An 18,960-nucleotide genomic window follows, 5' to 3' on the forward strand; every position below is an offset into this window, starting at 1 on the left:
ATTTAGCAAAAACCCAATTAAACTACCTTAAAACTAAATTTATTTTGAAGAATGTAACTGTATGCAACAGCTATAAACACAGTGAGTATTTTTGATGGCGTAGGATAAAAACCGAGCAAATCAACAAAAAACTTCATACAGATATAACTAAGCACTAGCGCTCCCATGGCAACTAAGAAATACCTAAAAAACTGAACTTTCCACGGCAAATTAGACTTCTCGAAAGTGATAAATTTTTGAAGTAAAAACCCAGTCACAAAGGTTATAGGAAACACAAAAAATAAAGAAGCAATATGTGGGCTTAGCACTACAAAAAACAAATCGACATTTTGTTTTGCTACTATGAAATTGTAAAAAATAAAATATAGGAATGTATCAAACACCAAATTCCCTCCTCCACAGACCGCATACCGATATGTTTTTAAAGGAAGAAAACGCCGAAACAAAAAGTAAAAGGCGTCGATAAATTTGATAAGGCTTTCTTTCATTGCAATTAGGGCGCAAAGTTAAGATAAGAAAGCGGAAGTAACGAATTAGAATATAATGAAAAAAGGGAAGCTAAATTTAGCTTCCCTTTTTAGGTTTAATTTATCGTCTATTACTAGATCGGGTGCTCTTCCCTTTTGAAGGGACTTTACCTCTACCAGGATTTCGACCGCGACTATGATGGGCCGCTTTCTGTCTTTTCTTTTCTGCTTCAGCTTCTTTAACATCGGCCATAGTCTCAGTAGGTTCAAAATCGGGAAGAGTTTTCGCTTGTAGGCGTTCTCCTATCAATTTTTCAATATCTTTTAAATATCCAACCTCATCAAGACTAACTAATGATAACGCTTCTCCACTAGCTCCTGCTCTACCTGTTCTTCCTATACGGTGAACATAATCTTCAGAAACATTTGGTAATTCATAGTTAATTACATGCGGAAGTAATGGAATATCTAGCCCTCGAGCTGCAATATCGGTAGCAACTAACACGCGAACCTTTCCTTCCTTAAATCCTGCAAGCGCTTTAGTTCTAGCTCCCTGGCTTTTATTTCCGTGGATAGCAGCTGAAGTAATTTTCGCTTTTTCAAGTTTTTCACTTAAGCGATTGGCACCGTGCTTAGTTCTAGTAAAAACTAAAACCTGTTGCCAATTACCTTCAGAAATAAGTTTTATAATTAAATCAGTCTTAAGATTTTTATCAACTCTATAAACTGTTTGATCAATTTTCTCTACTGTAGTATTTTCTGGAGTTGCTTCAACTAAAACAGGCTGATGAAGAAATTCATTAGCAAGTTTTTTTATTTCCTTTGAAAAAGTTGCAGAGAACAAGAGATTCTGCCTTTTTGAAGGAAGTAGTGCAAGTATTTTTTTGATGTCACGAGCAAAGCCCATGTCTAACATTCTATCCGCTTCATCCAAAACTAAGACTTCAACTTTTGAAAGTGAAAGCGCACGTTGATTATGAAGGTCTAAGAGTCGTCCTGGTGTTGCCACCAAAACATCTACACCATTACGCAGTGCATTAATTTGAGGATTAGCTCCTACTCCACCAAAAATAACAGTTGATCGTAGGTCTGTAAATTCGCTATAATCCTTAAATTCTTGCTGTACCTGAGCAGCTAACTCACGAGTTGGAGTAAGTATAAGCGCACGAACTGGTCGTTTGTGCAAGGTTGGTTGGTTTTGTAAAATTTGTAATAATGGCAAGGCAAAACCAGCAGTTTTACCACTACCTGTTTGTGCTGAGGCCAACACATCTTTTCGTTCTAAAATTAAAGGAATTGCTTTTTGTTGAATAGCCGAAGGCGTTTCATATCCCTTTTTGCTGATTGCTTTCAGCAGGGCATCGGATAGCCCAAGTGATTTAAATGTCATAAATTTATTTAAGGACCGCTGCGCTTGGAGATAGTATATCGCGGCGCTTTTAGAATGTGGTCTTTTCAAGAACCTTTAAAACTAAGAAGACGGTTTTAATATGCGGCGAATATACGTCTAATTTTCTCCGTGGGGGTTTTTCGCAGCTATTATCTCGATTGGGAGACTGTTTTTGTGATAACATTCACAGTTAAGCATCATAAAATCAACTTATAGACCTATGAACGCAAATAAATTCTAACTTCATAATAGTTCAAGACAAGGACTAATTATGGTAAATATTGAATGCGCTCCATGACGTGTTCTACCATTAAATCGCATTTCTTATTTCCAAATTCATAAATAGAAGAATCGAGTGTTGTTTTAAAAAGCTCATCTCTCAACATATTCTTAGCACGATGTAACCGCACTTTTATATTGCTTTCAGACAATTTTAAACAGTCGGCAATTTCAGAATTAGACAATCCTTCCACTTGATGAAGAACAAAAACAATTCTATATTTTTCTGGTAACAAATCGACAGCTTGTTCAACTAAAATGCGCGTTTCAGATTTTATGGCTTGTTTTTCTGGATTCATTGTATTGGTATCTGGCAAGTGAATTATATTATCAAGACTTTCTGTTGAACCATAATTGGTAGACTGGCGTTTCTGTTTTCGAATAAACTGTAATGCCTCATTAATTCCAATTCTAGTTAACCAAGTTGAAAAGGAAGATTCACTTCTAAATTGATACAACTTTAAATATGCCTTTACATAAGCTTCTTGCATTATATCGCGAGTATCAGCTTCAGAATTAATATAACTTCTTATTACCCTAAAAAAACGTTGATTATAACGTCTCAATAGAATTTCATACAATTCTTTTTCACCTGCTAAAACCCGATTTACAATCTGAGTATCAGAAAGTTTAGTTAATGCGAATCTGTCCGTCTGAGTTGAGTTCATTGTTTCCTTTTCTTTTTAGATGCCGCAAGTATTATAAAGTTACAAAATATGTAACCACTTGTGGTTTATTGCATCAAAACAATAGAACATAAATATTAATAACCATGGCAACAATAACAAACAACATTGAAATCAATAAGTTACAAACCTTATTAAAGTACACCTTTACAATAGTTCCTCTTGTGGCTGGATTGGATAAGTTTTTAAACATTTTAGTACAGTGGGATACCTATCTTTCACCTTCTACTTTGGATATACTCCCATTTAGCGGAGCAACATTTATGATGGTTGTAGGCGTAATTGAGATAATTGCGGGAATTATCGTTTTTACTAAAACTAAATTAGGGGCATATATCGTTTCTTTATGGCTTATACTTATAGGGTTAAGTTTACTCCTAACCTGGCACCATCCTGATGTGGCTGTTCGAGATATGGTAATGGCTATTTCTGCCTATGTTTTGGCTAGATTGAGCACTTCTAAAAGCTAAAAATTACATCCTCTAATTCAGAAGAAGACCCTTCCCTTTATTTAATTAAGTACAGGAAGGGTTTTTCGTATTTATTTAATAGATTTACTTGTATATTTTTCATTTTCAACAAATTAAATGAAATAAAACAGCTTTTTCACTAATAAAAAATATTTTAGTCGTAAATTTAAGTTCTAATAATATACGATGAAACCACTATTACTTTTTATAGTATTAGCTTGCGTTTCGTGGAGTAGTCTTCCTCACACTCCTTCTCAAAACCAAGAAGACACGCTTAAAAATTCGTATTTAAATTCGGAAAAATCTATTCCGAAGAATAAAGACACGCTATCAGAATTCATTAATTTCAAAAAATCTATTTCAATTTCAACAAAAAGCAAGGATTATAAAACCCTTGCAAAGTTGTTTATCGGTTTGGCAAAATGGCATGAAGACCACACCATCCTCGACTCTTCAATTGTTTACTTAAAAAAAGCTATATCGATTTACAAAAAGCAAAAAATGCCAAAAGAATTGGCAAACACCTACCTACTTTTAGCAACAAATTACAGTGGAACTGCAGAGTACGACGAAGGGTCTAAAGTTGTTTATAAAGCATTAGCTGTCTATGAAGAAATAGACGATCAGCGCGGCATAGCACAGTGTTACACAAAAATAAGCGACCTACTTTACTACTCAGACAGCTATGCTGAAGGCGCAGAATACTGCAAGAAGGCAATAGCAATTCAAGAAAAATACGATTATAAAGATGATCTACCTCTCTCCTATCGGCGGCTTGCGGAAAATCAATTATTCTTAGGTGACTTAGGTAAAAGTCTAAGCAGTATGAATCGTGCTATCAACCTTTATAAACAATTAGGAGTTGTTGATGCCCCTCTTTTAGCTTGCTACAACGGTCGCGGAAATATTTACAAATACATGCAACGTTATGAAGATGCTATTGCAGATTACAATCGTTGCTATGAGGGTGCAAAAAAAATTGGACTGCTGCGGTATACCATGCCACCAACTGCAAATATTGGTCACGTGTATATTTTGCAAGGTAAATATGCCGAAGCTTTACCCTATAATTTAAGAGCGATTGAAATAATGAAGCAAATAGGCAATACCAAAAACCTTTGGGAAAACTATATGCATCTTTCAAATATTTATAGTGAATTGGGTGATTATAAAAACGCGCTTAAATATCACGAGCTTTACGAACAAGACCATACAGAATACTTAAATACCATAATTGCTCGCAAGGATAGTGAACTTCAAGTAAAGTATGAAACTGCGCAGAAAGACATCGAAATTCTAAGCCAGCAGGAAAAAATTACACAACAACGAAAAACTCAATGGCTTTATATTGGCATTGCTGGGTTGCTGGCTATAATTCTCTTCGGAATGTATTTTACACTAAAGAATATTCGTAAAAAACGAAAGGTGCTTTCGCAATTAAACACTGAGTTGGATGCGAAGAATAAGCAAAACGAGTTATTGCTAAAAGAAATTCACCATCGGGTAAAAAACAATCTAGAATTGGTGAAAAGCCTCATCGCTTTACAATCAGCAAAATTGGAAGATGGGGCTAGTAAAGAAGCAATGATTGCAAGCGAAAACCGTGTGCAAAGTATGGGTATTATTCATCAAAAGTTATATCAAGGAGAAAACTTAGGTAGTATTGAGATGAAAGATTATTTTATGAATTTAAGCGAAGGCGTGCTTGACACTTTTGATGCTGAAGAAAAAGTGAAAATAGAATGTGCCATGGACGATTTAAATTTAGATGTAGATACTGCCGTGCCCATAGGTTTAATTGTAAACGAACTTTTGACAAATGCATTAAAATACGCCTTCCCCAAAGGAATGAAAGGAAAAATAAAAATTAGCCTTAATAAACAAAATGAGGCATTATTTCTAAAAGTTTCAGATAATGGAATTGGTAAAATCAAAAATTCTAAAGCAAAAGGCACTGGATTCAAAATCCTGTGTTTTAGGACGTGCGGGTTCGATTCCCGCCTCGAGTACAAAAGGCTTCAGCAGAAATGGTGGAGCCTTTATTTTTTGTGGGTACAACATAGGTACAACATTTGAATAGTTTAATAGTGTTTTAATACAATTTGTACAAAATTGATTTACAATGCATTTTTTCTCTAATTTTTATATTAATCTCATAACCCAAAGGTCACTGGTTCGAGTCCAGTTCCCGCTATTAAATAAATAAAGGAAAAGCCAAGAATATTCTTCTTGGCTTTTTTTTGGTTAAGCATAGATATAACAAATTCTAGTTTAGGTAGTCTTATAATAATGGGTTATACCTAACGAGACGGCATCAAATAAAGCAGTTAAATATTTTTGTGAACCTGGATATTTAGGTTTTGGATATAATAGCATCTCAAAACCTTTGATGTTTTTAGCAATTACTTCGGCAATTTCATATTTCGTCTTCGCTCTCCAAATTTCAAAAACAAATCGGATATCTTCACGTGCATACGAATATACTGAAATGCCCAGATACTTTGCACTCAAACATAGACTCCTTATTAGTTGTTTTCCTCTTCCGCCTTTTCTTGAGAATTTACCGTTAGTATCTTCAAGTATTAAGGCTTGGGGAGTATGGGTTTTTAAAAGATCGGTAATCTCCTTCAGTATTTTTGTGTTATCGACCGGACTGATGCTGACCATTTTCTGTTCTAAAACCTGAGTAGGACCTTCCATAAGTACATAAGCATATCCTTTGGCTTTTGGGTAGACGGCTAATACTTTTTCAAACTGTTCATCGAGTCTTTTATTCATAATTAACGGGCTCGCTTATAGACTTGACAAATCTCTTTAGGTATGCTATTCTATTGATACTCTTTGGTGGTTGTTCAGTTTCCAATTGCGCAATGAGCTTATGGCTTCGCTCTACTAACCGTTCAGCACTTTCCCCTACATTCCGCGAAAGGCTCCATTCCTGGAAAAGAACTTCTCTACAAAAATCTTGGACACAAACCCAAAATTTTATTTTCTTAAATATTCAACTATTGGAAGATTAAATTTTGAAATTGAGTCCGCTTGATTCTGCTGCTATTGAAGTTCGGAATTTCTAATGAGCATTTTAAAACGTTCCCAATCAAATTTATAAATCCATAAACCCCATTACCTTTCCGATACCAAGATCTAAAATTTAAAATGGAGCAGTATCGGAAAGGAAACGCGATGGCGCTATGGGAAGTAAATCTAGAATAGGATTCGGAAGAATGTTTGTTTTGAGGGAGGTGAATTCTACTGTTATTTGAGATTCTGCTATAGATCAAAAAGGAAAGGAAAACGCTCAAGATATAATAAGTAAATCGTTTGGCTTCAAGCTATAAATACCGAGTTGTTTCAATTATTTTGAAAGTTTTTCAGTTTAAGAATATACTTACGCTAAACAGCATATTAAGAATTCAAGGATTTTTGCGCAAACAAAATGGGATAAACGCAAACGTTTATCCCATTTTGTTTACTTCTGAAAATTTTTAAGCCTACAAAAATTATAGGTTTATTATTGCTTTATGAATTTTTTGGTAGCTGAACTTGTTTCCGTTTCTATCATAATGTAATAGATTCCGTTGGACAGGTCAGATATGTCTATTTTATTAGTAGATAAGCCTGCAATCATTTTTTGCCCAAGAGAATTATAAATACTGAAATTGTAATTGTCTAGGTTTGACTTAATATTCAAGAATTCCGAAGCAGGATTTGGATAGATTTGGAAATTATTCTGTGTGAAATCCTCTACTGATAATGGTTTGGGCGTAAACCTATAAACCATCCCGTCAGGTATGGAAGCTTGTAAATAATCACCGTCATAAAAATTACCCGGCGTAACAACAGCCACTGTTGGATTCGCGGGATTCCCCTCTACAACATATCCATTGTCCACTAATTCGTCGTCCTCAATATTTAAAGATGTTGCCAAGGTAACCAAAGGACCCGAGAGACCTTCAAAGGATTCGTTTGGATTGTTTATTGTATTGGGCCCACACCTATATTCAATGACATTTGTCCCTTCATACAACCACATTTGTATGTTTATAAAATCATTCTCTGTGGTGTCATCATAAAACCCGACATTATTCCATTCTATTTTTAAAATTCGACTTCCAACGGATCCATCAGTTTTATATGAAATGGGGGAAGTTGAGATACCGTTACCATCCATCCTACTCACTATATCTTGACCTATTGGTATGAAAAGTGGAAAGATTCCAAAGTCTGTTGGTGTTGCGGAAAGAACCCCTCCAACACTCCAACCTACTATATAAATAGTGCTAAAAGTATGGGAGCTGATATTAAAATCAAAACCCATCGGTATAGTTTAGGATGGATCGTCCCAAACATCCCCATTATTTAAGGAAGTACTGCCAACCAAATTTTGGTAAGCAATATTTTCGGTTTCAAACTCATACACGCTCTGGGCATTCGAAAAAATTGCACAAAGGAGTAACAACGTAAGTAGTAATTTCTTTATCATATTTTTTATTTTAACTTATTGATTTATAGCGCGCAAATGTGTACTGAAAATAATTTACTCACCAATTTATTTATAAATATTAAGACGCAATTTGTAACTAATAAAAAAATAATCGTAAAAAATGGGATAAAAGAAAACACTTGTCTCTTTATAGATTTTGAAGCGTAACTCTACATTTTGTTTGAGTTTAAATTCAAACCAATATTTAGTTGTGCCATTAATGGCCAAAAACCATTATTTCCATTAATATCTAAATAAAATTGTGGTCCTAAATCAAACAATATGTGAATATTTCCAAATTCTCTTTGAATTCCCCAAGTTGGGCCTATTGCAATATCAAAATCTGACTTTCTGATTACATTGTCCGCAATTGAAGGGCCTATTGAAATTATTCTTGCAGAAATAAAGTTGCCGGAATTACCAGAAATACTTTTACTTTTTTTACCTCTCTTTTCGAAATTATAAAACTGCTTGAACTGTAAATCCACAAACGGTGCTATGATATAAATGATTCCGTTTTCTTTGCCATAAACCAAGTCCGGATATGCACCATTAAATCCAACACCCAGATTTGATGAAAAAATGCAATTTTTAGTAACGGGCAATTCAAACTCCACACCTGGATTAATAAAATTAACACGCCAGACTTTCTGAGCTGAAACATCTTCCTGTCCTTGAGACGTGAAGATTGTGAAAAATAAAAATATAATTATTAAATTTTTCATTAGTTTATTTTAAAATTTTATTCCAAAAGAAACTCCAAAACTGGTGACTTCATAAAAACCTGTTTCACCAACAAATACTGCTTCTTTAAATTTTTTGAAAATCTCCAAAACATATTGCAAATTCTTGTCTTCACCCAAGGTAATGCCTGCACCGATTTTTACAGAACGTCCTTCTACAAAAACATCTCCAATTTTTACATTTTTACCCATTTGTAAAAATACAAAAGGAGAGTTATCGAAACCGTGTACGTGAAAATAGATACGCAAATCGCCTAAAATGGGCATCGACCAAAATGTTCTGTTTGAGTTCCAATCAATTCCTAAGCCCGTTGATAAGGAAAGATAATCGAACAAAAAGATGCCGTGAAGGGTAGTCATTTCAACCGCCACTCCTTTCTGTATCTTGTCTTCTCTGTCATTGCCGAAACGGCTGTCATAATTTCCATTTATGCCCATTGTTGTGACCGAGTTATAATTATCAGACCACCAACTATCATTATCCCTTGATGTTTGAGAAAATGAAGAAAAAGACAGTAAAAAAAATATAAAAAATCTCATTTTTAATTTAATCCTACTTCTATTTTACTACCGTGCCATACTCCATTTCTTTTCGCTACTCCATACATTTTCACTTTCATAGATTTTGGTAAGACCAACTATCCAGCACCTCCAGAATATAAAAACTTCTTATTATTTGCATTAAAACTTATCCCGACCTGGGCAGCACCGTCAAAATCAAATGTTCTTTCTTGATTAGAACAATTTGAGCAATTTGAATAATAAGATTTTTGTACGAAGAGTTTCCCATACCCTGGATGATTAGATATTAAAGTTATACCCTTTGGCATCTGGAAGTTATTATTATTAGTTAAACTTTTAAGTTGACTTACAGCATTCTTATATAACTCTTTCCAAAATAACTTATTTAAATTATCACTAGTCAACTGTTTATTTGCGAGACCCAGAGCATAATCAACTGAGTTGTTATTTCCATAACTTTCAAAAATTAAGTCATCCCAAAAAACTCTTGGATATATATTACTACTTATAAAGGTTTCAGAACTTAAAAACGTATAAGGTGCATTTCCATTTGGATAATTCCATATAGAAGTGTTCACATTATATCTAATATTTAAAGGTTTGTAGGCGTGTTTAAAATCAGTTTGAGTAATTTGACCTAATTTCGGTTGCAATATTTTTGTGTAATCATATTCAAATTGAGCCATTTCAATTCCTGCAGCAACTATATTTGTGTCTTCTTGTCTCCAAATTCCGGTCCAACCCTTCTTTTGATGTTTTACTTTTGCACCGATGTGGTAAACCAAATAATAATTATAATTAAAAACTTTAGTTTTTACTCTTCTATCACTTTCGTATTTATCTATACATATCTTATTAGTCCCAAAAAGAGTTCCAAATAATCCATTGCGACTATCGCAAACACTTAAATTATCTAAATAAGGTTGTAGCCCGTCTAAAGGTTGAGTTTGGCCACCTCCACCGCCAGTACCTCCACCTCCACCGCCAGGAGCGCATCTATTTTGACTATATGGGTCTGTACTGCAACGAGCTATAAAATAAAACAAAGTGCCATTTTCAAGGATTGTTTCACCAGTATTGGGAATATCATTTTCAACCCCTTGTCTCGCTCCTTCGTCTGTGGGCACTAATAAATTTTTCGATATATTTTTTACTTCTAAATATTGATCAAGTACGCTATAATTATCAAGAGTTGCATAAAAAAGTCCAACATCCGTGTATTTATAAATTGTATTTCCTACTTGAATCTCTGCCTGTTCATTTAAAAAGGCAGAAAATGCTTCATCACCAATAACTTCTTCTAAATCGTCTATATCATCATAAATATCTCCTTCGGGTCTATTAAGGCCATATTCATTTGATAATCTTTCAATTCTTTTCTGATATCTCTCCAAGACTTTTTCTTCATTGGATTCCGTAACAGGGATTCTTAATGACGAAAAATCATCGTTGTAAAATTTATTCACGTATGTAAAAATTTCATCATTAGATTCATCAGCATATTTTTTGAAGGTTTCCACAAAAACTTCCTTACTTGGGAAATACATTCTTCCATTTACAACTGCAATTTCTTTATTCGAATTAGTACCTTGAGGTTTTTCCTCTAAATAATCCTCTTCACATGATATAAGCAGTAAAGAAATAATGATTAAAAACTTAAAGAGATTTAGACCTTCAAGCAGATGTTTTTTATTACTTAATAAATTTTTTATTTTTTCCATTTTATAGATTAACAATGTGCAAAAGTCAATTAATCATAATTTATAAAATAACCTAAAAAGTTTTTTTTATTAAAATATTTGTAGGAATTTGCCGAATTCGAAAGTAGGTAAAATATGGAGGTGAGATGTTTAATTATAGGCTCACTGTTAGGCCTATAATTTTTTTATTTTTAGAAATTACTCCTTGCAGTTATCACTCAAATAGCTATTTTGAGAATTAAAGCTAAAACTTATATTATTACCAATTTATTCTATTTAAAACATTAAAATCCCTAACATTAAATTTATAGGGACCAATGTTTACGAGTGTTGAACTTAATAAAGGTTTACTTTTTTGGAGCGGAGCGGAAAAAATTTATAAAGTAAGAGAATAACACGCTGCGCGATGTTATGTTTTTTAGATCACTTGTTTTTAGCGTTTTATAAATGTTTGCAAATTTGTTTTTTAGTAATTTTCCGTGAAAAAACTTCAAACCCCCTATTAACAGGCAAATTTTTCACGGATTTTTTAATAAAATGCCAATTTTGGCCCCTGGGAAATTGATCAATAATTCCCGACAGTTTTTTATTTCGATAAAAATTTTGCCTCATTTAAAATAAGAGATTAAATTATGTTCACTTGAGATAGATATAGGAAATCACTATCTTTAAACTACCCTGTAAATAATTTATTATGAAGTATTTAGTCCCTTTATTATTACTTTTAATATTATCCTGCAAACAGCAAGAAAAAGAAACCGGTCAATTAGGTGTGGTTAACATTTCTGTGAGCGGGAAAAAAAGTGCTCAACCCCACTTTAAAAATGGCCTTTTACTATTACATTCCTTTGAATACGAAGATGCGCGTGATGCTTTTAAAATGGCTCAAGAGGAAGATTCAGAAATGGTAATGGCTTATTGGGGAGAAGCGATGAGCTATAATCATAGTCTGTGGCAAGAACAAGATTACAAGGCTGCAACAACTGCCTTAAATAAGCTGGATAAAATTAATTTTATTAATGACGAATACGAAATTGAACAGGATTTAATTAAAGCTGTGCGTATACTTTATGAACCAAGAATTGATAAAACACAACGGGACATCAATTATTCGAACTATATGGAGGAACTGCACAACAAATATCCTGATAACCAAGAAATCTCAGCCTTTTATGCTTTATCATTATTAGGTTCGGTAGCTGAGGGAAGAGATGATGGTATTTATGGAAAAGGTGCCAAAGTCGCAAAAGGTATTTTAAACGAAAATCCAAAACATCCAGGAGCATTACATTATCTAATTCACTCCTATGACGATCCCGAACACGCCAACCTTGCTTTAAACGCTGCTAATATATATTCAAAAGTAGCTCCAGATGCTAGTCATGCGCTACATATGCCTTCACATATTTATGTTGCCATGGGAATGTGGGATAATGTTATTTCTTCAAATATAGACTCTTATCAAGCCAGTTTGAACCGAATGGAGAAAAAGGGATTAGATAATGATGCGCGTGGATATCACGCTTTTCATTGGCTAGAATATGGATATCTTCAAAAAGGAAATTATGAGGAAGCGAGAAAAATGGTATTAGATATGCAAAAATACGCTACCGAAAAACCCTCAAAAATGGCAAGAACTCACCTCGTATTTTTAAAAGGAACGTATCTAGCCGAAACAGATGAATGGGATAGTGATATTGCAAACATAGCATTAGATATAAACGATTTAAATATTACCATTCGTTCAGAGTATCACTTTATAGAAGGAATGAAAGCATATACTAACGGCAATCTAAAAAAATTAGATAGCGTAATCGATGTTATGGAGCAAGACTATAATAGAGAGTCTTTTGTAGTTTCAGAAGGGAGTTCTAAATTGTGTTCTGCTGTTACTCGAGATGAGGCCAATGAAATGGTTTTAAAGGAAGCTAAAATTAGACAAAACCAACTTCTGGCACTTCATGCCAAGCTAAAGGGTGACTCTAATTTAGCCGAACAACATTTTAAAGAATCCATTAGTATTGAAAACAGTATCAGTTACAGCTTTGGCCCGCCTACAATTCACAAGCCTACCCACGAACTTTATGCAGACTGGTTACTCTCCCAAAACCGAAATGAAGAAGCAGCAGCACATTATAACCTAGCGCTACAAAATGGCCCGGGCAGGCTACGCGTTTTAAAAGGTATTGAAAACTCAAAACAAGTTATATAAATTTGTAAACAACTGTTTTACTGAATATTAGTGTTTTAAAAAATTGAAAATCACGAAACTTCTTATATCTTTATAAGAACTTATTTTTTACTTAAAAGCCAAGCTTATGAAATTCATAAACTTCGCAATAGTTCGGTTTTCAATTTTTCTTACAATAGGGATTCTTTCTGCACACTTTTATCCTATTACAACATTTTTATTGCCCTATCTTTTAGCATTAATCTTTGTTTTTGTGCTATTCTGGTTTCGGGCACGTAAACAACTTTTTCAAACTGTAGAATTAGGAATTGTAACATATTTATGTTTTTTCGCCATTGGATATGTGAGTTATCAGATGCGCTTGCCAATGTTCCAATCAAATCACTATTCACACAATTCAACTACAGATACTCCTGAAACGCTTCAGTTAAAAATTACTGAAACCCTAAAAGATGATAATTTTAACCATAAATATTTGGCCGAAATTTATGAAGTAAATGGAAAGCATTCAAAAGGAAATGTTTTAGTAAATGTTTCTAAAGACTCCATAGAAAACAGATTTCTGGTTGATGATCTTATATTGGTTTATTCAACCATATCTAATATCCCTAAATCTTTAAATCCACATCAATTTGAATATTCCAAATATATGAAGTCATTAGGGGTTTACGGGCAATTGCATATATCTAAGAAAGAAATTATAAAACATCAAATTGGGGCCTCAACATTAAGAGGTTTTGCTCAAAATCGTCGTGCTAGGATTATAGAAAAACTTAAAAAAACAAAATTAGAAACAGATGAACGAGCAATCATGCAAGCATTAGTTTTAGGAGAAAAGAAAGATATAGATAAAAACCTATACGAAAAATATGCAGCGGCTGGAGCAGTGCACATACTTGCTGTTTCGGGCTTACATGTAAGTATCATCTATTTTATACTAAGCTTTGTATTAAAACCTCTTTCAAGATTTAAGTACGGTTCATTAATACAAGTAATAGCTATAGTTTTATCTCTTTGGGGGTTTGCTTTGCTTTCAGGTTTGTCACCTTCTGTTACAAGAGCTGTAACGATGTTTAGCTTCTTCGCCTTAGCCGAAGTGTTAAACCGCGATACAAACGCTGTAAACACTTTATTTCTTTCTTATTTCACTTTACTAGTTTTTAATCCGTTTTTACTATTTCAAGTTGGATTTCAACTAAGCTATTTAGCCGTTTTCTTTATAATTTGGTTACTACCTGTTTTTCAAAATATTGGTTATTCCAAAAATAAAGTCATTCGTAAGGTTTGGACATTAATTGCAGTAACAATTTGTGCCCAAATCGGCGTTTTACCATTAAGTTTATTCTACTTTAATCAGTTTCCTGGCTTATTTCTTCTTACTAATATAATTATCCTTCCTTTTTTATCAATATTAATGTGTGGTGGCATATTAATAGTGATTTTAGCAAGTTTTGATTTCTTGCCAAATTGGTTAGCAGAAAGCTACAACTACCTAATAGAAAAATTGAATTGGTTTATTAACTGGATTGCTACTCAAGAGCACTTTTTACTTGGCGATATACATTTTTCTACATTAAAAACTTTAAGTGCCTATATGGTAATAATAGCCTTTACGTTATACCTTAAAAAGTTAAGCTACCCTAGATTAATAGCATCATTAGCGACAGTTGTGTTGTTAATTTCAGTATATATTTATGATGAAAATAGATATTCGAGAAGTCAATTAGTGGTATTTCAAAAAAACAGGCAAACTCTTCTAGCTTATCAAAATGGTAAAGACCTTAGCATTTTTAAAAGTGACTCAACTGAAAGCTTATCTCATAATTATCCAATAAGAGGATTTAAAACCAAACTGAATATAACATCATATTCTGAAAAGACACTACCTTCTATTTTTAAATATAAAGACAAGAAAATATTGATAGTCGATAGCTTAGGTGTTTATCCATCGCACAAAAACATTCATACAATCATATTATCCAATAGCCCGAAAATAAACCTCAACAGACTTATCGATAGTATTAATCCAAGCCAAATTATTGCCGATGGAAGCAACTACTACAGTTATGTAGATAGATGGGAGCAAACTTGTAAATTAAAAAAGCTCCCATTTAGCCATACTGCTAAACAAGGAGCTTTCCTATTAGAATAACCCGAATATGAAACCAAATGGTTATTCTAAAATGTATATTTAAAATTCTTTTGATATTCTTCCCAAGCTGAAGCTGTTGTTATTTTTAAATAATCATCGCTTTGAATCATTTTAAGAAATATTTCCAATTGCTTTGGAGTTCTGTATCCTGGCACTGCTTGAATTAATTCACCATCTTCTTTAAAGAAAACTACTGTTGGATAAGCATTGACTTTAAGAGCGTGTGCAAATAAATGCTGTGAGTTTCTACCTTTTCTATCTGGGTTGTAGTTAGGATTAGTATACGTAAAATCTTTATACTTTACCTCTTCTGTCCCTTCTGCATTAAATTTTACAGCATAGTAGTTTTTGTTTACATATTCTATTACACTTTTATCGCTAAATGTATTTTTGTCGAGCATTTTACACGGACCACACCAAGTGGTATAAACATCCATGAAAATTTTTTTCGGATTTTCTTTCTGGGCTGCTAAGGCTTCATTCATTGTCATCCAATTTATCTTTTGAGCATTAACACTACCTAGGGTAAACAGGAAAACAATTATTAAAATATTTCTCATTAAAATCTTTTTAGTAATTCAAAAGTAAAGAAACAAAAAACGTTCCACAAAATGGAACGTTTTTTTATAAATTAACGGATATGAATTAACGTATACCGTGCATCAATCTTTTTAATACTGGGTTTAAAAGCATTGCTATAAATCCAACAATAATTGGTACTACAGCAAAAATTAAGAAGAAAGTTCCTAAAGAATATTCCTCAGAAATTTTGTCAATCATACCTCCCATTGTATTTGCAGCTTTTTGCCCTACAGCAATTGCTAAATACCAAACTCCAAACATAAAACCTATCATTCGTGCAGGAACTAATTTACTTAGGTATGAAAGTCCTAATGGAGAAAGACAAAGCTCTCCCATAGTGTGGAATAGATATGCTAAGATTAAAAATATCATACTTACAGAGGCTGTTCTTGCTCCAGGAGGGATATCGGATGCACCATATGATAGTATAGCAAACCCAAGACCTAGTAAAACTAACCCAATTCCATACTTCATTGCAGCACTCGGATTGTATTTACTTTCCCACCATTTTGAGAATACCGGTGCTAAGGTAATAATGAAGAATGAATTTAGAATTCCAAACCAAGTAGCATCTACTTTTAATTCTTCTGAAAAAGCTTTATCATAAATACGATATAAAACCAATGCCCAAACTAGGATAAATGCTATTGCTAGAACAATATTAGAGGCACCAATTTTGGTAAATGTCTTTTTAAAAATTAATACAATTACATACGTTATAATAATCAAGGGAATTGTAGTTAATAGCCCATCGACTATTTTAAAGATTATAGCTGCATTTCCTTCTAAATTTCTATCGGTATAGTCACTTGCAAACAATGTCATCGATCCTAATGATTGCTCAAAGAAAGCAAAGAAAAACACTGTGAAAAGAGCGAAAATTGTAACTGCAATTAATCTATCTCTAACTATAGGCAAATATCTTGCAATACGTGTTATCAATAAGACTAAGAACATAACTAACGCGGCTAAAACAACCACATTTGTACCACTCATTCCTCCTACTTCAAATGGAACTAAAGATTTAGAATAGATTGTATCTAAAGGGTCATTAAAGAGATACAACAAACCACCAATTGAGGATAGCACTATTAACACATAATCGAATGTAGTAAACGGGTTAAGTTTTATCGCTGCTTCTACTTCTTCTTCAACTTCTTCTTTATCTGCACCTTTTTCAACATTTAATACTATATCTTTTTTCTTTGAAGGTCTAGCTCCAACTTTCCCGAAGATTTTATGAGCTAAAATAAATTGAAGCATTCCAAGGAACATGAATATACCTGCTAAACCAAAACCATATGCCCATCCGTAATTTTCAGCTAAGTAACCACATAACATCATTCCGAAAAATGCACCTGCATTTACTCCCATATAAAAAATGGTATAAGCCCCATCTTTTTTGGATTCACGCGTTTTATACATTTCAGAAATAATAGAAGTAATATTCGGCTTAAAGAAACCAGTTCCAATTACTAATAGCGCCAAGCCTAAATAAAATGAAGATGTTGTTTCTAATGCCATTGCTGCGTGACCAAGTGTCATTACAATACACCCAATTACAACAGCAACTCTATACCCTGTAAATTTATCGGCTATCCATCCTCCAATAATTGGGGTTAGATATAATAGTGAAGCATATGTACCTATTAAAGACAGCGCATGTTCGCGAGGCCAATCCCAACCAGGGTTATCACTCATTAAGGGAGCTGTTAAAAACAATATCAATAGAATACGCATTCCATAAAAGGAAAAACGCTCCCACATTTCAGTAAAGAATAAAATAAATAATCCAACTGGATGCCCTAAAACAGTGTCTTTAAATAAATTTTCAATATCCGTTTTCATTTGTATGTAGTTTGGTTTAAATAACTCGCTAAAAATTAATTACTTGATTTGATATCCTCATTTGCAAGTTCGTACGGTTCTTGTTCCATAATTTCACGCTCATTTTCTTCAGCACCATGAGTAAGACTTTCTAGTTTTCTTCTCACTAAAAGAACCAATATACCAAAAGAGACTGCAAAAATTGCTATCCCAGTAAATACGGTAAACTCTCCTAAATCTGAAGCTGACTGCCCCAACAAGCCGGCTAATAAATTTCCAAATCCTGTCATCGCAAAGTAAACACCCATCATTAATGAAGCGTACTTCAATGGAGCTAACTTCGTAATATAGGATAGGGCGACAGGAGAAAGGCAAAGTTCACCAATAGTATGGAACAAATAAGCTAAAACTAACCAATACATAGCTGAAGACCCTTCATTGTTATACTCACCAGCAGCAGCCGTCATAAAGAAGAAACCAAGTCCCATTATTACCAAACCAATACTCATTTTAAAGAGAGAAGTAGATACTTTTCCTTTTAATTTTCTTTTAGCCCAATAGGCCGCAACGACAGTACCGAATATTATGATAAACATTGCATTAAGAGATTGAAACCAGGATGCTGGCACTTCCCATCCTAGTAAGAAACGATCTGTTTTTTCTGAAGCATAAAGATTCATCAATCCACCAGCTTGCTCAAAAGCTCCCCAGAATACAATAACTAGAAGAAAAGAGATAAATAAAACTATCATTCTATCTTTTTCTATTTTAGTTAATGGTCTTTTCATTGCAGCTTGTTCTTCTAGATCAATAGATTTGTTTGTATTGTTTCCAACGTATTTTAAGTGTTTTTGACCAACTAAATACTGTAAAAGTCCTAATGCCATTCCAATTGCCGCAAGTCCAAAGCCATAATGCCATCCGTATGTCTCACCTACATAACCTACGATAATACTAGATAAAAAAGCACCTACGTTAATTCCTATATAGAAAATTGTAAACCCTTTATCTCTCCTAATATCACCATCTTTATAGAGTCCTCCAACCATTGTTGAAATATTCGGCTTAAGCATACCTACACCAGCTACAATTAGTCCAAGTCCAGAGTAAAAAGCCCACATTTCTTCTATAGAAAGTATGGCGTGACCTGCAACTAGCAGTATACCCCCAACAAGTACAGATTGTTTTTGACCTAAAAATTTGTCGGCAATCCATCCACCGGGAATCGATGCTACATAAACAAACATTGTGTACCAACCATAAACCGAAAGTGCTTCAGCATTCGTCCAACCTAATCCTGGGTTTGCACTCGTAGTTTCTGCTACTAAATAAAGAACCAAAATAGCACGCATTCCATAATACGAAAAACGTTCCCACATTTCGGTAAAAAATAGAATATAGAGTCCTACGGGATGACCGAATAATTCCTTTTGCTTTTGATATTGTAATGCGTCTGACATATATTAAT

Annotated in this window: 16 protein-coding genes; 4 read left to right on the plus strand and 12 right to left on the minus strand. The window is 33.6% G+C overall.

Annotated elements, in window-relative coordinates:
• Positions 1-17: 17 nt before the first annotated feature.
• The 3 genes from RT250_RS13600 to RT250_RS01795 form a co-directional block, all read right to left on the minus strand.
• Positions 18-488: a GtrA family protein gene (locus RT250_RS13600; RefSeq protein ID WP_353963211.1), complete on the minus strand. Its 471-nt coding sequence runs from the start codon at positions 486-488 to the stop codon at positions 18-20.
• Between the two features lie 100 nt (positions 489-588).
• Complete coding sequence (locus RT250_RS01790; protein ID WP_313111597.1) at positions 589-1,857, minus strand: DEAD/DEAH box helicase; 1,269 nt, start codon at positions 1,855-1,857, stop codon at positions 589-591.
• A gap of 269 nt (positions 1,858-2,126) precedes the next feature.
• Positions 2,127-2,804 (minus strand): RNA polymerase sigma factor, encoded by a 678-nt coding sequence (locus RT250_RS01795; RefSeq protein ID WP_313111599.1) that lies wholly within the window; start codon positions 2,802-2,804, stop codon positions 2,127-2,129.
• A 104-nt stretch (positions 2,805-2,908) separates the two neighbouring features.
• Between RT250_RS01795 and RT250_RS01800 the strand changes: the two genes are divergently transcribed.
• Positions 2,909-3,292 carry a hypothetical protein gene (locus tag RT250_RS01800; RefSeq protein WP_313111601.1) on the plus strand — a complete coding sequence of 128 codons (384 nt, stop codon included), beginning with the start codon at positions 2,909-2,911 and terminating at the stop codon, positions 3,290-3,292.
• 186 nt (positions 3,293-3,478) lie between these two features.
• Positions 3,479-5,368 carry a tetratricopeptide repeat protein gene (locus RT250_RS01805; RefSeq protein ID WP_313111603.1) on the plus strand — a complete coding sequence of 630 codons (1,890 nt, stop codon included), beginning with the start codon at positions 3,479-3,481 and terminating at the stop codon, positions 5,366-5,368.
• A gap of 195 nt (positions 5,369-5,563) precedes the next feature.
• Here the strand turns inward: RT250_RS01805 and RT250_RS01810 are convergent, their stop codons facing one another.
• The 6 genes from RT250_RS01810 to RT250_RS01835 all read right to left on the minus strand — a co-directional run bounded on the left by RT250_RS01810 (position 5,564) and on the right by RT250_RS01835 (position 10,761).
• Positions 5,564-6,070 (minus strand): hypothetical protein, encoded by a 507-nt coding sequence (locus RT250_RS01810; RefSeq protein WP_313111604.1) that lies wholly within the window; start codon positions 6,068-6,070, stop codon positions 5,564-5,566.
• A gap of 733 nt (positions 6,071-6,803) precedes the next feature.
• Positions 6,804-7,610 (minus strand): T9SS type A sorting domain-containing protein, encoded by an 807-nt coding sequence (locus tag RT250_RS01815; protein ID WP_313111605.1) that lies wholly within the window; start codon positions 7,608-7,610, stop codon positions 6,804-6,806.
• Positions 7,611-7,619: 9 nt separating this feature from the next.
• Positions 7,620-7,775 (minus strand): hypothetical protein, encoded by a 156-nt coding sequence (locus RT250_RS01820; protein WP_313111607.1) that lies wholly within the window; start codon positions 7,773-7,775, stop codon positions 7,620-7,622.
• Between the two features lie 170 nt (positions 7,776-7,945).
• Positions 7,946-8,500, minus strand: coding sequence for a hypothetical protein (locus RT250_RS01825; protein WP_313111609.1), 555 nt, complete (start codon positions 8,498-8,500; stop codon positions 7,946-7,948).
• A gap of 9 nt (positions 8,501-8,509) precedes the next feature.
• Complete coding sequence (locus RT250_RS01830) at positions 8,510-9,058, minus strand: hypothetical protein (RefSeq protein WP_313111611.1); 549 nt, start codon at positions 9,056-9,058, stop codon at positions 8,510-8,512.
• Between the two features lie 98 nt (positions 9,059-9,156).
• Positions 9,157-10,761 carry a hypothetical protein gene (locus RT250_RS01835; RefSeq protein WP_313111613.1) on the minus strand — a complete coding sequence of 535 codons (1,605 nt, stop codon included), beginning with the start codon at positions 10,759-10,761 and terminating at the stop codon, positions 9,157-9,159.
• A gap of 673 nt (positions 10,762-11,434) precedes the next feature.
• On the opposite strand from RT250_RS01835, the gene RT250_RS01840 reads away from it, so the two are divergent.
• Together RT250_RS01840 and RT250_RS01845 are read left to right on the plus strand one after the other, a co-directional pair.
• The gene (locus tag RT250_RS01840) at positions 11,435-12,952 is read left to right on the plus strand and encodes a tetratricopeptide repeat protein (RefSeq protein WP_313111615.1); all 1,518 of its coding nucleotides are present in this window, start codon (positions 11,435-11,437) and stop codon (positions 12,950-12,952) included.
• Positions 12,953-13,058: 106 nt separating this feature from the next.
• Positions 13,059-15,083, plus strand: a complete 2,025-nt coding sequence (locus RT250_RS01845) for a ComEC/Rec2 family competence protein (protein WP_313111617.1) — start codon at positions 13,059-13,061, stop codon at positions 15,081-15,083.
• Between the two features lie 26 nt (positions 15,084-15,109).
• Here the strand turns inward: RT250_RS01845 and RT250_RS01850 are convergent, their stop codons facing one another.
• The 3 genes from RT250_RS01850 to RT250_RS01860 all read right to left on the minus strand — a co-directional run bounded on the left by RT250_RS01850 (position 15,110) and on the right by RT250_RS01860 (position 18,952).
• Positions 15,110-15,643: a thioredoxin family protein gene (locus RT250_RS01850; protein WP_313111618.1), complete on the minus strand. Its 534-nt coding sequence runs from the start codon at positions 15,641-15,643 to the stop codon at positions 15,110-15,112.
• Positions 15,644-15,728: 85 nt separating this feature from the next.
• Entirely contained in the window at positions 15,729-17,513 is a 1,785-nt protein-coding gene (locus tag RT250_RS01855) for a peptide MFS transporter (RefSeq protein WP_313111620.1), read from the minus strand.
• A 35-nt stretch (positions 17,514-17,548) separates the two neighbouring features.
• Positions 17,549-18,952 carry a peptide MFS transporter gene (locus RT250_RS01860; protein ID WP_313111622.1) on the minus strand — a complete coding sequence of 468 codons (1,404 nt, stop codon included), beginning with the start codon at positions 18,950-18,952 and terminating at the stop codon, positions 17,549-17,551.
• Positions 18,953-18,960: the final 8 nt, after the last annotated feature.

Origin of the sequence: Aequorivita sediminis (genome assembly GCF_032080575.2) — a bacterium.
GTDB lineage: Bacteria > Bacteroidota > Bacteroidia > Flavobacteriales > Flavobacteriaceae > Aequorivita > Aequorivita sediminis.